Source organism: Kluyvera cryocrescens NBRC 102467 (assembly GCF_001571285.1).
Lineage (GTDB): Bacteria > Pseudomonadota > Gammaproteobacteria > Enterobacterales > Enterobacteriaceae > Kluyvera > Kluyvera cryocrescens.
This window is the reverse complement of the sequence record NZ_BCTM01000012.1, coordinates 34708-48324: the sequence shown is the minus strand read 5'-3', so window position 1 is coordinate 48324 and position 13617 is coordinate 34708. Positions and strand designations below refer to the sequence as shown.

Genomic DNA, 13617 nt, shown 5'->3' with positions numbered 1-13617 from the left:
TCATGTAACATGTAAGCATAACAAACCCGTAGCAAGTCGAGTATCAGTAAATTCCCAATTGTAATTCAACCTCTTGACATTTATCCAGAAATGAGAGATGAAAAGCCAAAGGTTGCAACAATGTAAATTAAACGCTTTATGCATTGCTGGAAGCGCATACCTATCGCACAATGATATAAGTCACAACAGCAAAGACCCCAGCCCAATGAGCAAATCATTACAGAAACCCACCATCCTCCATGTTGAAACCGTCGCGCAGTCTCGCCTGTTTAATGTCGAAAGCGTCGATCTGGAGTTCAGCAATGGCGTCCGCCGCGTTTATGAACGTATGAAACCGTCCTCGCGCGAAGCAGTGATGATCGTGCCGATTGTCGATGATCATATCATCCTGATCCGCGAGTATGCGGTGGGGACTGAATCCTATGAGCTTGGTTTCTCGAAAGGGCTTATCGATCCCGGTGAAACGGTGATGGAAGCGGCAAACCGCGAGCTGAAAGAAGAGGTGGGTTTTGGTGCACATCAGATGGTGTTCCTCAAAAAACTGAGCATGGCGCCGTCCTATTTCTCCAGCAAAATGAATATCGTCGTGGCGGAAGATCTCTATCCGGAATCGCTACCTGGCGATGAGCCTGAGCCATTGCCGCAGGTCCGTTGGCCGCTCGCCAATCTCATGGCGTTGTTGGACGATCCTGATTTTAGCGAGGCGCGTAACGTCAGCGCGTTGTTCCTGCTGCGTGAATGGCTGCAGGCGCAGGGCCGCCTGTAGCGCAATGCCGCGCAATAAAAAAAGGCGCCGAGGGCGCCTTTTTTTATCACCAGATCAACCGCGGCTACCGAGCCAGTCGGCAGCCTTTAGGTTGAACTAGAACAGCTCGTGGGTTTCCCCATTATCAATCAACTCAGTACCCACTTCGTGTACCGCCTGCTGCGTGGGCTGCGTTCCATCGATAAAGTACTCCTGACGGCTACTGCCACCGTTGGCTAGCTGACCGGTGTTGCGGTCAATGTTGACCGTTACGATGCCCGGCGGTGGGGTCAGCGGCTGTTCTGGAACGCCGTCGAGGACCTGCTTCATAAAGGCATCCCAAGCGGGTTGCGCACTTTTAGCCCCGCCTTCATAGCCGGAGATCTGATCTTTAATCGCGCCGGAGGCGGTGGTGCGCCCCAGGTCGCGGCGGTGATCGTCAAAACCAATCCACACGGATGTCACAACGCCTGGGCCATAGCCAGAGAACCATGCATCTTTCGAGCTGTTGGTGGTCCCGGTTTTGCCACCGATATCCTGACGCTTCAGGTCACGGCCAGCGCGCCAGCCGGTACCTTGCCAACCCGGCTCACCAAAAATATTGGTGTTCAGCGCGCTCTTAATCAGGAATGAAAGCGGTGTGTTAATCACATGCGGTGCGTATTCCTGAGCGCTAGCCTGTGCGACCAACTGCTGGTTAGCTTGTTCCAGCGCAGGCATCGGCACGGCTGAATTGCGCGGCTCCTGAGAAACGGCCACATCTTCAACATCGTTGTTTTCCAGCACGTTGGACTTCGGCGTATCACCGTAAATCACCGGCAGATTGCATTCGGCGCAGGCGATCTTTGGCTTCGCCTCAAACAGTACGCCGCCCTGATCGTTTTCGATCTTACTGATGTAGTAAGGGTCAACCAGGAAGCCACCGTTCGCCATTACCGCATAACCGCGCGCCACCTGTAACGGGGTAAACGATGCAGAGCCCAGCGCCAGTGATTCGGTATGGACGATGTTGTTCGCCGGGAAACCGAAGCGCTGCAGATACTCCGCGGCGTAATCGACGCCCATGGCGCGCATGGCACGAACCATCACCACGTTTTTAGATTGCCCCAGACCCTGGCGCAGGCGAATTGGCCCAGCGTATTGCGGCGGGGAGTTCTTCGGCTGCCAGTCGGAACCTGCACCGGCATCCCAGCGGGAAATCGGCACATCGTTCAGCATGCTGGCAAGGGTTAAACCCTTGTCCATGGCGGCCGTGTAAAGGAACGGTTTGATATTGGAACCGACCTGACGCAGCGCCTGGGTGGCACGGTTAAATTTACTTTGGTTGAAGTCGAAACCACCAACTAGCGCAATAATGGCGCCGTTTTGCGGGTTTATCGACACCAGCGCGGAGTTGACGTCAGGGATCTGACCCAACCACCAACTGTCACCGTTTTGGCGTACCCAAATTTGTTGGCCTGCCTGAACCACATCCGTGACTTTGCGCGGGGTTGGCCCCTGGGCAGTATCGGAACGGTAAGGACGTGCCCAACGCATGCCTTCCATGGTTAACGAGACGGACGTGCCATCAGCCAACTGAACGGTGGCCTCCAGCGGAGTCGCTGCCGTTACAACTGCAGGCTGCATCGGGCCATAGGACGGTAGCGGTCTTAACGAGGCACGAATTTTCGCACTATCCCAGGCCGGTTCACCGGCTTTCCACAGCACGTTGGACGGGCCGCGATAGCCGTGACGCATGTCGTAATCCATCACGTTATTGCGTAGCGCCTGTTGAGCCGCCTGCTGATTCTTGCGGGTGATGGTGGTGTAAACGCGATAACCGTCTTCGTAGGCCTGCTCGCCGTACTGTTTAACCATATCCTGGCGCACCATTTCGGTCAGATACGGTGAAGAGAAGGCAATTTCCGGGGCGTGATAGTTGGCATCAATCGCTTCGCTGCGCGCCTGATCGTACTGCTGCTGGCTGATATAGCCTTCGCTCAGCATACGCGACAGCACCACATTACGACGTGCGGTGGCGCGATCCAGCGAGTACAGCGGGTTGAAGGTTGACGGTGCTTTCGGCAAACCGGCAATCACCGCCATCTCGCTTAGGGAGAGCTGATCCGCAGGCTTACCAAAGTACACCTGTGACGCAGCCCCCACGCCGTAAGCGCGATAGCCGAGGTAAATCTTGTTCAAATACAGCTCAAGAATTTCGTCTTTACTCAGCATTTGCTCGATGCGGATCGCAAGGAACGCTTCCTTTATTTTACGCATCAGCGTTTTTTCAGGGCTGAGGAAGAAGTTACGTGCAAGCTGCTGGGTGATGGTACTGGCACCCTGAGAGGCATGACCATTGACCAGCGCCACGCTTGCCGCACGGAAGATGCCAATCGGGTCGATACCGTGGTGCTCATAGAAACGGCTATCTTCGGTCGCAATAAACGCTTTCACCATTACCGGAGGGATCTGGTCAAGGGTCATTGGGATACGACGTTTCTCACCATATTGCGCAATCAGCTCACCGTCCGCGCTATAGACCTGCATCGGCACCTGTAGGCGCACGTCTTTGAGCGTCGCCACGTCTGGCAGCTGCGGCTCAATATATTTGTAGAGGCCGTAGATCGAGCCTGCTCCCAGCAGAATGCAACAGACTGCAAGGATGAATAAATACTTTACGAACTTCACCGGAGATTTCCCATTGAGTGTCATTTGGGCAGTTTATAAACAAACGCGCGGTAGTATAAAGGCAAGCCTGGATCATTGATATAGCCGACATTCTGATGGCGGCGTAAGGATAATCGTGAAATGGCTTTCAAATCCTGGCAGTTAGGTCTTCATCTTCAGCAAGAAAATGTCTTTATCATCGCTCTTCAGCATAGCCGATGTGGATGGTCTCTGAAGCGTTGGTGGCAACTTCCACTACCGGCAACCACCTCTCCGCAGCAGGCCGATGATGCGCTGCTGTCGGTACTCTCGCCCTGGCGACGAGAGTTGCCCCGACAACACGCGGTTAGCATTGCTTTTCCCGCTCATCGAACCTTACAAAAAAGCCTGCCGCGCGCGGCAATGACGCTGCGTGAGAATGAACAATCCGCATGGATTGCCAGCGCGATGGAGCAGCAGTTAGAGATGGCCCCCGCATCGATCAGTTTTGACTATCATCTGGCCGATGATCGGGGGAGCTGGAACGTAACGGCCGCTCAGCGTCAGGATGTTTCTCGTCTTCAGCGTTTGGCACGGTCGCTACGGTTGCAGGTCGCGGCGATCACACCGGATGCCTGCGCGCTGCAGATATTCCTGCCGCACCTGGAAGCGAGCGATGCGGTACTGGTGTGGCGCGATCGCGCGCATTGGCTCTGGGCTTGCCGCGAGGGGTGGGGGTATGAGACGCCGGATGATGCCACCTCAATGCGAGCGTTGAGCGATAAGCTGGGCGTTGAACCCCATCGTATCGTGTGCTGTAGCGGGGGCGCTTCGGACAGTCACCGTTTCGATCCCTGGGAGACTATCGTTCAGAAACAACCGCCACTCCCCGCATGCGGCGATGAATTCACGGTGGCCATTGCGTTGGCGATGAGTACGCCATGGTGATCAGTCCATCCGTGAATTTTCTGCCCTGGCGGCGCATCCAGTTCCACCGTTGCCTTCAGCGCTGGGGGCTGCGGGTCTGTATGAGCTGGCTAATATGCGGTGGCATGGCGTTTTACGCGGCGGGGTACTGGCAGGCCGAAAGGCAGGTGAGCGAAATTCATCGGCTGGCTGAACGGCAGATTCACCAGCAGCTCGTGCGGCGCGATCAACAGCTCAAAGCCAATGCGCAGCAAAGAGCACGGGCTCAAAAGCGGCGGGCGATGAAAGAGGCAACGCAGGCCTGGTCACCGCGGCTATTCGCCTTATCGAAACAGCTTCCGCAGCAGGCATGGCTGAATGCACTGAGCTACCGGCGCGGCACGCTGTCGCTTACCGGAGTCCTGACGCAGTTTTCGGCGCTGTCGGTGCTGGAGCAAGAACTTCAGCGCGTGTCCGGCTTTATGCCCGGTAAGGCGGGAAAAATCCATCGTGGTAGCGATGGGTTTTGGCAGTTCCAGTATCAGCTATCCGAGGCGGTGCACAATGCAGCTCCCTGAACGCTGGCCGCGATGTTCATTGACGACCATGGTAAAAAGCCTGGCAGGTGCGGCTATTTTGCTCGGTCTTTATGCCAGTTTTGAGGTGGGGCACCAGGCGTATTCCCGGGCGTTGGAAAGCCGTACCTCATGGCGGGCAGAGCAGAATATCAACCTCAATAACTGGCGCCGGATCATGCCCAGTCTGGCCACGGAACTGAGCGAGAAAATGCTGAACGATCCGCAGCCGGTCGCATTTTCCCCGGTGGATTTTCAGCGAGAGGGCGTCCGGCTGGTGAGCTGGGTGCCATCTGGCTCGGGGGGCGATATGTCTCTGGAGGGGCCATGGCAGCAGGTGCCCTCTACGTTCTCAATGCTAGCGGAGCGCGATATGCAGGTTTTGGCGTTCTCCCTGAGTGCTGAAAAAGGCGTGTTGAGCCTCACTCTCCAGTTGGTGCGTAATGAAGAATCCTAACTACCGGCTGCTTTTGTACCTCACCCTTCCGCTGATTTGCGGTATGCGGGACCCGTTTGTTCCGGTCATGGATGCGTGCCAGGCCGCCCAGCTTTCGCTATGGCACTTGCGGGGCGTGATGCAATCCGCTGATCGGTGGATTGGCATGCTGGAAAGCAGTGAAAACAAATGGCATCGCATTGAGCAGGGAGAACGGCTGTATACCGGGTGGCAGGTAAGCGACATCAAGCAGGGCAGTGTGACCGTCGATGTCGGACCGGGCTGTGAGCCACGATACTGGCAATGGAAAAGAGAAGGAACGCAAGATGATAAAAAGGATAGGCCTGCTGTTGCTGCTGAGCGCGCCGCTGTTGAGCCCAGCGAAAAACGTCTCGCTGGTGGTCGATGATGTGCCGGTCGCGCAGGTGCTGCAAAGTCTGGCTGATTTGGAACAGAAAAACCTGGTGATTGCGCCGGACGTTCAGGGCGTTGTGTCGTTACAGCTGCATAATCTGGCGTGGAAAAAGGCGCTGCAAACGGTGATTGCCAATGCGGGGCTGGTATTAAGCGAGGAGCATGGCGTGCTCCACGTTCATTCAAAGAGCTGGCATGAAGAGGTTCGTACGCGTGAGGCTGCGGAAAGAGAGCGGCATCAATTGACGTTGCCGCTCGGCGACAGAAGCCTCTCGCTGAATTATGCCGATGCCGAAGAGCTGGCGAAGTCCGGTTCTAAACTCCTCAGTAAAAGGGGGGCGCTGACGGTGGATAAGCGGACAAATCGGCTGCTCGTTCACGATGACCGTGAACACCTTAGCGCTTTTACTGCATGGGTCCATGAGATGGATATTCCCGTCGGCCAGGTTGAACTGGCGGCGCATATCGTGACGATTAATGAGACCAGCCTGCGGGAGCTGGGAGTGAAATGGAATTTGGCTGATGCTGAGGGCAAGACGGGGTCTGGAAAAATAACGACGTTAAACAGCGATCTTTCGGTTGCGGATGCCACCACTCATGCTGGTTTTAATATTGGCCGTATTAACGGGCGTCTGCTAGAGCTCGAACTGTCGGCATTGGAGCAAAAACAGAAGGTGGATATTATCGCCAGCCCCCGACTGCTGGCATCGCATCTGCAGCCGGCCAGTATCAAACAGGGGAGCGAGATTCCCTATCAGGTATCGAGCGGTGAAAGTGGAGCGACCTCGGTGGAGTTTAAGGAGGCGGTGCTCGGTATGGAGGTGACGCCGGCGGTTTTGCCAAACAACCGCGTGCGGCTGAAATTGCGGATCAGCGAAAATATGCCCGGGCAGGTGTTGCAACAAGCCGATGGTGAAGTGATGACCATCGACAAGCAGGAGATTGAAACACAGGTCGAGGTACAAAGCGGTGAGACGCTGGCTCTGGGGGGCGTTTTTTCGCAAAAGCATAAAAATGCTACTGATAGCATTCCATTTCTTGGCGATATTCCGCTGCTAGGCCATCTTTTTCGCCGCGATGGTAAGGATAATGAACGACGTGAATTGGTCGTGTTTATTACGCCACGTATTATTTCTGCGCAATAGCGGCCGGTAAACGGGACTATTTAGGGGGGAAGGCCGTCCTCGGGTTTGACGTGGGCCCCGATTTAGCATACAAGGAGTACCGATTTGAGTGTCACTGACTCCATTTCGTCTCATGCGGTCTGCTGATTTAATCTGTTGCCAAACCAGTCGTAGTATTGAGATAATTTTCAGTCTGACTCTCGCTCTATTGCATAAGAGGTTTCAGTTCATGTCCTGCGACGCGCGATCGACTGCGGCGCGGATTTATCATTAACGAATAGTCTTAGTAGTACCAAAAAAATGGCAGAGAAACGCAATATCTTTCTGGTTGGGCCCATGGGTGCCGGCAAAAGCACTATTGGGCGCCAGCTGGCTCAACAGCTCAATATGGAATTTTACGATTCTGATCAAGAGATTGAGAAACGAACAGGCGCTGACGTGGGCTGGGTCTTTGATGTCGAAGGCGAAGAAGGTTTCCGTGACCGCGAAGAAAAAATCATCAATGAGTTAACGGAAAAACAGGGCATCGTTCTGGCGACAGGCGGCGGTTCTGTAAAATCACGTGAAACGCGCAATCGTCTCTCCGCTCGTGGTGTCGTCGTTTATCTGGAAACGACCATTGAAAAACAGCTAGCACGTACTCAGCGTGATAAAAAGCGCCCGCTGCTGCAGGTTGAAACACCGCCACGTGAGGTGCTTGAAGCGCTGGCTGATGAACGTAATCCGCTGTACGAAGAGATTGCTGACGTCACCATTCGCACCGACGATCAGAGCGCAAAAGTTGTCGCTAACCAGATTATTCACATGCTGGAAAGCAACTAATACTGGCCCGCAAGGTAGAACGCCAGCGAATATAAGTCACTAAGGTGGACGTCGCGTTATGGAGAGGCTTACAGTAACTCTCGGGGAACGTAGTTACCCGATAACCATCGCGGCTGGTTTGTTTAACGATCCAGCTTCCTTCTTACCGCTCAAGTCTGGCGATCAGGTTATGCTGGTCACCAACGAAACGCTGGCACCTCTCTACCTGGATCAGGTCCGCTCTGTGCTCGAGCAGATTGGCGTGAAAGTTGATAGCGTCATTCTGCCGGACGGCGAACAGTATAAAAGCCTGTCGGTAATGGACACCGTTTTTAGTGCGCTTTTGCAAAAACCGCACGGTCGTGACACCACTCTCGTTGCATTGGGTGGCGGCGTGATTGGCGACTTAACCGGTTTTGCGGCGGCGAGCTATCAGCGCGGCGTACGCTTTATCCAGGTACCCACCACCTTGCTGTCGCAGGTGGATTCTTCGGTTGGCGGCAAGACCGCGGTCAACCATCCCCTCGGTAAAAATATGATCGGTGCATTCTGGCAACCCGCGTCCGTCGTGGTTGACCTTGATTGCCTGAAAACGTTGCCGAAACGCGAGTTGTCATCCGGACTTGCTGAAGTCATTAAATACGGCATCATTCTTGATGCGCCGTTCTTTGACTGGCTGGAAGCGAATATCGACGCGCTGATGGCACTCGACGAAAAAGCGATGGCGTACTGTATTCGCCGTTGTTGTGAGCTGAAAGCCGATGTTGTCGCAGCCGACGAGCGCGAAACCGGGTTACGTGCTTTACTCAATCTTGGACATACGTTTGGTCATGCGATCGAAGCCGAGATGGGGTACGGTAACTGGCTGCACGGTGAAGCCGTGGCGGCCGGTATGGTGATGGCGGCGCACGCCTCTGAACGGCTGGGTCAATTTGCCGCAGAGGACACGCAGCGTATTATCGCGCTGCTTAAGCGCGCAGGCCTGCCGATTGCAGGGCCTCAGGAAATGTCAGCTGAAGCCTATCTGCCGCACATGATGCGAGATAAAAAAGTCCTGGCGGGCGAAATGCGGTTAGTGTTACCGCTGGCCATCGGGAAGAGTGAGGTGCGCGGTGGCGTATCGCACGATGTGGTTCTTGGCGCTATCGCTGATACGCAGCGGGCGCAAATATAAGAAAGGTCTAGCCGCGTTCGCGCGGTGTTTTAACTTCAGGTGATGTGCAAAAGTCGTAGCATAAGCCTTTTAGTGGGGTGTTAAATGGATGAATTTAAACCAGAAGACGAGCTGAAACCCGATCCCAGCGATCGTCGTACTGGTCGTTCTCGTCAGTCTTCCGATCGTGACAGCGAGCCACAGATCAATTTTGATGATGTGGAACTCGATGCTGACGAGCGTCGTCCCTCCCGTAGCCGCAAAGCACGTGAAGAAGCTGAGCCGGAAGACGAATACTATGAATCCGATGATGAAGATGCAGAAAGCGCTGACGAAGTTGTAGAGCGCCGTCCGCGGAAACGTAAAAATGCTGCTCCACGTAAACCTGCTTCCCGTCAGTATATTATGATGGGTCTTGGGATCGTGGTGCTGCTGGTGCTGATTGTCGGCATCGGCTCGGCATTGAAAGCGCCTTCATCTTCCAGCGATCAAAGTGCATCAACCGAGAAGAGCATCTCTCTTTCCGGTGATAACGCCGATCAGACCGCAACCACTCAGCCTGCGCAGGGGACTAACCCGCAGCAGGATGTGTCTTTGCCACCGATTTCCTCTACGCCAACTCAGGGTCAGCAAGCCGCTGCGCCGGATGGTCAGCAGCGCGTCGAAGTGCAGGGCGACCTGAACAATGCATTAACGCAGCAGCAGGGCCAGATTGATAATGCGGTGGTGAACTCCACGCTGCCAACTGAACCGGCGACCGTTGCTCCAATTCGTAACGGCGCGCGCCCGGCGGTCACCGCACCGGAAACCCCACGTCAGACTACGGCTGCTACGCCGCGTCCAGAACGTAAACATGCGGTTATCGAAGCGAAGCCTCAGCCTGTTGCCACGGCGAAAACGCCAGCGGCAACGATGCAAAGTAAGCCTGTTACCGAAGCTAAGCCGGTGACTACCGCGCCTAAGGCGACGGCAACAACGACTGCGCCGACGAAAGCGCCGACAACGACGACGGAAACCGCTAAACCAGCAGCGACTACCGCTCCAGCCGCAACGGCGACTGCAGCCACGACGGCACCTGCCGCGGCGGCAACCGGTAAGTCAGCCGGTGACGTCAACTCGCTGAAGTCCGCTTCGGGTTCCCATTACACCCTGCAGCTCAGCTCCTCTTCCAACTACGACAACCTGAACGGTTGGGCGAAGAAAGAGAATCTGAAAAACTACGTGGTGTATGAAACCTCCCGTAACGGTCAGCCATGGTATGTGCTGGTGAGCGGTATTTATGCGTCGAAAGATGATGCAAAAAAAGCCGTCACTACGCTGCCAGCTGACGTTCAGGCGAAGAACCCGTGGGCGAAACCGCTGCGTCAGGTTCAGACCGACCTGAAATAATCGTCGTTTCAATCTCGACACCGTTCCTTCATGCGGCCCTGGTGCCGCATGAAGGAACGAAGAAGCGCAGGATGCTGTCGGAGCCTTTCTCCACAGCCGGAGAAAGTGTAATTAGTCAGGCCGCATGAAAAAAAATCGCGCTTTTCTTAAATGGGCGGGGGGCAAGTACCCTCTACTCGACGATATAAGACATCATCTGCCGGAAGGCGATTGTCTGGTTGAACCCTTCGTTGGTGCTGGATCGGTATTCTTGAATACCGATTTTTCGCGTTATATTCTGGCTGATATCAACAGCGACCTTATCGAGCTCTACAAAATCGTTAAAACGCGCGCCGATGAGTACGTAGAACAGGCGCAGGCTCTGTTCGTGCCTGAAACCAATAACGCGGAATGCTACTACCAGTTGCGCGAAGAGTTTAACCGTAGCACCGACCTGTTCCGGCGTGCGGTGCTGTTTTTATACCTTAATCGTCATGGCTACAACGGTCTGTGCCGTTATAACCTGCGCGGTGAGTTTAACGTTCCCTTTGGGCGTTATAAAAAACCTTACTTCCCGGAAGCCGAACTGCGCCACTTCGCCGAGAAAGCGCAGAATGCGGAGTTTTACTGCGAATCTTACGAAGAGTGCATGAAGCGAGCGGGGAAGAATGCGGTGGTGTATTGCGACCCACCGTATGCACCACTCTCGGCGACGGCGAATTTTACCGCTTACCACACCAACAGCTTCAGCCTTGAACAGCAAGAAATTCTGGCGAAGAAAGCGGAAGAACTGATGGCAAAGCGGATCCCGGTGTTGATTTCAAATCACCGAACGCCGCTAACGCTGGACTGGTACAAAAACGCGACGGATACCCATACCGTAAAAGTTCGACGCAGCATCAGCCGCAACGGCGGCACGCGTAAAAAGGTGGAAGAACTGCTAGCGCTCTATCGGCCACCTGGCAAAAAACAACGTTAATAGCCTAATGGGATAGGCTTTGAGGAGATGCGGATGAAACAGTACCTTATTGCCCCTTCAATTTTGTCGGCTGATTTTGCCCGCCTGGGGGAGGACACTGCCCGTGTGCTGGCCGCCGGGGCAGATGTGGTTCATTTCGATGTTATGGATAACCATTACGTACCGAACCTGACCATCGGCCCGATGGTGCTGAAATCACTGCGTGATTATGGCATTACCGCACCTATTGACGTGCATCTGATGGTGAAGCCCGTTGACCGTATCGTTCCGGATTTTGCGGCCGCAGGAGCCAGCATTATCACGTTCCACCCGGAAGCCTCCGAACACATTGACCGCACGCTGCAGCTTATCAAAGAGCATGGCTGTAAAGCGGGCCTGGTGTTTAACCCCGCGACACCGCTGAGCTATCTTGACTACGTGATGGACAAGCTGGACGTCATTTTGCTGATGTCGGTTAACCCAGGCTTTGGTGGTCAATCCTTTATTCCTCACACGCTGGAAAAGCTGCGTGAAGTGCGCCGTCGTATTGATGAGTCCGGCTACGATATCCGTCTGGAAGTGGACGGCGGGGTGAAGGTGAATAACATTAGCGAAATCGCAGCGGCCGGGGCGGACATGTTTGTCGCCGGTTCTGCTATTTTTGGCCAACCAGACTACAAAAAAGTCGTTGATGAAATGCGTAGTGAACTGGCAAAGGTAAGTCATGGATAAATTAAAGACTATTCGCGGCGTCGCGTTTGACCTCGACGGTACGCTGGTAGACAGCGCGCCAGGTTTAGCGGCTGCGGTAGACAGCGCGCTGTATGCGCTTGAACTGCCGGTGGCGGGTGAAGAACGAGTTATCACCTGGATCGGTAACGGCGCCGATGTGCTGATGGAGCGGGCGCTGAACTGGGCTCGTCAGGAGCGCGCCACGCTGCGTGCCTCGCAGGGCAAACCTTCTGTCGATAGCCACGATATCCCGCAGGATGAACAGCTGCGCGTGCTGCGCCGTCTGTTTGACCGATACTATGCAGAGTTTGCTGAAGAGGGGAGCTTCCTGTTCCCGCACGTTGAGCAAAGCCTAGCGGCGCTACATAACAGTGGCCTGCCGCTGGCGCTGGTGACCAATAAGCCGACGCCGTTTGTGGCCCCGATTCTGCAATCGCTGGGCATCGCTCGTTATTTTACGGTAGTGATTGGCGGTGATGACGTACAGAACAAAAAGCCGCATCCGGAGCCGCTGCTGAAAGTGGCGGAGAAACTGGGGCTGGCGGTCGACACGCTGCTGTTTGTTGGCGATTCGCGTAATGACATCCAGGCTGCCAAAGCGGCGGGTTGCCCATCCGTCGGTTTGACCTACGGCTACAACTACGGCGAAGCCATCGCCCAGAGCGAACCGGACGTCGTCTTCAACCATTTTAATGAACTTTTGCCCGCTCTCGGGCTGCCTAATCTTGAACCTCAGGAATCAGAACATGACTAAGCCCATCGTATTTAGCGGCGCACAGCCGTCAGGTGAACTGACCATCGGTAACTACATGGGTGCGCTGCGTCAGTGGGTTAACATGCAGGATGACTACCACTGCATCTACTGTATCGTTGACCAACACGCTATCACCGTCCGTCAGGATCCTCAGGCGCTGCGTAAAGCGACTCTCGACACCCTGGCGCTGTACCTCGCCTGCGGTATCGATCCGGAAAAAAGCACCATCTTCGTTCAGTCCCACGTGCCTGAGCACGCTCAGTTGGGCTGGGCGCTGAACTGCTACACCTATTTTGGTGAACTGAGCCGTATGACCCAGTTCAAAGATAAATCTGCCCGCTATGCGGAAAACATCAACGCCGGTCTGTTTGACTATCCGGTACTGATGGCTGCCGATATCCTGCTGTATCAGACCAATCAGGTTCCGGTCGGTGAAGATCAGAAACAGCACCTGGAGTTGAGCCGCGATATCGCCCAGCGCTTCAATGCGATTTACGGTGATGTGTTCAAAGTGCCTGAGCCATTCATTCCTAAGTCCGGTGCGCGCGTGATGTCGCTGTTGGAACCGACTAAGAAGATGTCCAAGTCAGACGACAACCGCAATAACGTGATTGGTCTGCTGGAAGATCCGAAATCCGTGGTCAAGAAGATCAAACGCGCCATGACCGATGGCGATGAGCCACCAGTGGTGCGCTACGACGTGCAGAACAAAGCGGGTGTTTCTAACCTGCTGGACATTCTCTCCGGCGTGACCGGCCAGAGCATTTCTGAGCTTGAGCAGCACTTTGAAGGGAAAATGTACGGTCACCTGAAGGGCGAAGTGGCTGAAGCGGTTTCCGGCATGTTGACTGAGCTTCAGGAACGTTATCACCGTTATCGCAACGACGAAGCTTTCCTGCAGAAGGTCATGAAGGACGGGGCAGATAAAGCCAGCGCTCGTGCGGCGCAAACGCTGAAAGCGGTGTACGAAGCGATTGGCTTTGTGGCCAAGCCATAAGCGCTGCAGCAGTGAATAAAAAAACC

At 54.8% G+C, this 13617-nt stretch carries 14 protein-coding genes; 13 read left to right on the top strand and 1 reads right to left on the bottom strand.

The features are described from left to right. Nucleotides 1-205: 205 nt before the first annotated feature. On the top strand, nucleotides 206-766 hold the full coding sequence (gene nudE, locus KCR01S_RS09860; protein WP_061282545.1) for an ADP compounds hydrolase NudE: 561 nt from the start codon (nucleotides 206-208) through the stop codon (nucleotides 764-766). 96 nt (nucleotides 767-862) lie between these two features. Here the strand turns inward: nudE and mrcA are convergent, their stop codons facing one another. Then, nucleotides 863-3415 carry a peptidoglycan glycosyltransferase/peptidoglycan DD-transpeptidase MrcA gene (mrcA, locus tag KCR01S_RS09855; protein WP_061282543.1) on the bottom strand — a complete coding sequence of 851 codons (2553 nt, stop codon included), beginning with the start codon at nucleotides 3413-3415 and terminating at the stop codon, nucleotides 863-865. A gap of 120 nt (nucleotides 3416-3535) precedes the next feature. On the opposite strand from mrcA, the gene KCR01S_RS09850 reads away from it, so the two are divergent. The 12 genes from KCR01S_RS09850 (at nucleotide 3536) to trpS (ending at nucleotide 13591) form a co-directional block, all read left to right on the top strand. Then, nucleotides 3536-4321: a type IV pilus biogenesis protein PilM gene (locus KCR01S_RS09850; RefSeq protein ID WP_061282541.1), complete on the top strand. Its 786-nt coding sequence runs from the start codon at nucleotides 3536-3538 to the stop codon at nucleotides 4319-4321. 80 nt (nucleotides 4322-4401) lie between these two features. Continuing rightward, on the top strand, nucleotides 4402-4857 hold the full coding sequence (locus tag KCR01S_RS09845; protein WP_167348823.1) for a PilN domain-containing protein: 456 nt from the start codon (nucleotides 4402-4404) through the stop codon (nucleotides 4855-4857). Next, nucleotides 4844-5311: a HofO family protein gene (locus KCR01S_RS25125; protein WP_061282537.1), complete on the top strand. Its 468-nt coding sequence runs from the start codon at nucleotides 4844-4846 to the stop codon at nucleotides 5309-5311. The genes KCR01S_RS09845 and KCR01S_RS25125 overlap by 14 nt, the downstream gene beginning before the upstream one ends. Then, nucleotides 5298-5699, top strand: coding sequence for a HofP DNA utilization family protein (locus KCR01S_RS24115; RefSeq protein WP_072277131.1), 402 nt, complete (start codon nucleotides 5298-5300; stop codon nucleotides 5697-5699). Before KCR01S_RS25125 ends, KCR01S_RS24115 begins: the two co-directional genes overlap by 14 nt. Continuing rightward, nucleotides 5617-6849 carry a DNA uptake porin HofQ gene (gene hofQ, locus KCR01S_RS09835; RefSeq protein WP_061282535.1) on the top strand — a complete coding sequence of 411 codons (1233 nt, stop codon included), beginning with the start codon at nucleotides 5617-5619 and terminating at the stop codon, nucleotides 6847-6849. Before KCR01S_RS24115 ends, hofQ begins: the two co-directional genes overlap by 83 nt. Nucleotides 6850-7128: 279 nt before the next feature. After that, the gene (gene aroK, locus KCR01S_RS09830) at nucleotides 7129-7650 is read left to right on the top strand and encodes a shikimate kinase AroK (protein WP_035892101.1); all 522 of its coding nucleotides are present in this window, start codon (nucleotides 7129-7131) and stop codon (nucleotides 7648-7650) included. A 58-nt stretch (nucleotides 7651-7708) separates the two neighbouring features. Further along, nucleotides 7709-8803, top strand: a complete 1095-nt coding sequence (gene aroB / locus KCR01S_RS09825; RefSeq protein ID WP_061282533.1) for a 3-dehydroquinate synthase — start codon at nucleotides 7709-7711, stop codon at nucleotides 8801-8803. A gap of 84 nt (nucleotides 8804-8887) precedes the next feature. Continuing rightward, nucleotides 8888-10171 carry a cell division protein DamX gene (damX, locus tag KCR01S_RS09820; RefSeq protein ID WP_061282532.1) on the top strand — a complete coding sequence of 428 codons (1284 nt, stop codon included), beginning with the start codon at nucleotides 8888-8890 and terminating at the stop codon, nucleotides 10169-10171. 124 nt (nucleotides 10172-10295) lie between these two features. Then, nucleotides 10296-11129, top strand: a complete 834-nt coding sequence (gene dam / locus KCR01S_RS09815) for an adenine-specific DNA-methyltransferase (protein ID WP_061282529.1) — start codon at nucleotides 10296-10298, stop codon at nucleotides 11127-11129. A 33-nt stretch (nucleotides 11130-11162) separates the two neighbouring features. Then, a complete protein-coding gene (rpe, locus tag KCR01S_RS09810) occupies nucleotides 11163-11840 on the top strand; it encodes a ribulose-phosphate 3-epimerase (protein WP_061282527.1) in 678 nt (225 codons plus the stop codon). Further along, the gene (gene gph, locus KCR01S_RS09805) at nucleotides 11833-12594 is read left to right on the top strand and encodes a phosphoglycolate phosphatase (RefSeq protein WP_061282525.1); all 762 of its coding nucleotides are present in this window, start codon (nucleotides 11833-11835) and stop codon (nucleotides 12592-12594) included. Before rpe ends, gph begins: the two co-directional genes overlap by 8 nt. After that, entirely contained in the window at nucleotides 12587-13591 is a 1005-nt protein-coding gene (gene trpS / locus KCR01S_RS09800; protein WP_061282523.1) for a tryptophan--tRNA ligase, read from the top strand. Before gph ends, trpS begins: the two co-directional genes overlap by 8 nt. Nucleotides 13592-13617: the final 26 nt, after the last annotated feature.

Excerpts from the sequence above, each read along its gene's own strand:
- nudE (WP_061282545.1), top strand. The coding sequence starts at position 206 with ATGAGCAAATCATTACAGAAACCCACCATCCTCCATGTTGAAACCGTC.
- KCR01S_RS09850 (WP_061282541.1), top strand. The coding sequence starts at position 3,536 with ATGGCTTTCAAATCCTGGCAGTTAGGTCTTCATCTTCAGCAAGAAAAT.
- KCR01S_RS09845 (WP_167348823.1), top strand. The coding sequence starts at position 4,402 with ATGAGCTGGCTAATATGCGGTGGCATGGCGTTTTACGCGGCGGGGTAC.
- KCR01S_RS25125 (WP_061282537.1), top strand. The coding sequence starts at position 4,844 with ATGCAGCTCCCTGAACGCTGGCCGCGATGTTCATTGACGACCATGGTA.
- KCR01S_RS24115 (WP_072277131.1), top strand. The coding sequence starts at position 5,298 with ATGAAGAATCCTAACTACCGGCTGCTTTTGTACCTCACCCTTCCGCTG.
- hofQ (WP_061282535.1), top strand. The coding sequence starts at position 5,617 with ATGATAAAAAGGATAGGCCTGCTGTTGCTGCTGAGCGCGCCGCTGTTG.
- aroK (WP_035892101.1), top strand. The coding sequence starts at position 7,129 with ATGGCAGAGAAACGCAATATCTTTCTGGTTGGGCCCATGGGTGCCGGC.
- aroB (WP_061282533.1), top strand. The coding sequence starts at position 7,709 with ATGGAGAGGCTTACAGTAACTCTCGGGGAACGTAGTTACCCGATAACC.
- damX (WP_061282532.1), top strand. The coding sequence starts at position 8,888 with ATGGATGAATTTAAACCAGAAGACGAGCTGAAACCCGATCCCAGCGAT.
- dam (WP_061282529.1), top strand. The coding sequence starts at position 10,296 with ATGAAAAAAAATCGCGCTTTTCTTAAATGGGCGGGGGGCAAGTACCCT.
- rpe (WP_061282527.1), top strand. The coding sequence starts at position 11,163 with ATGAAACAGTACCTTATTGCCCCTTCAATTTTGTCGGCTGATTTTGCC.
- gph (WP_061282525.1), top strand. The coding sequence starts at position 11,833 with ATGGATAAATTAAAGACTATTCGCGGCGTCGCGTTTGACCTCGACGGT.
- trpS (WP_061282523.1), top strand. The coding sequence starts at position 12,587 with ATGACTAAGCCCATCGTATTTAGCGGCGCACAGCCGTCAGGTGAACTG.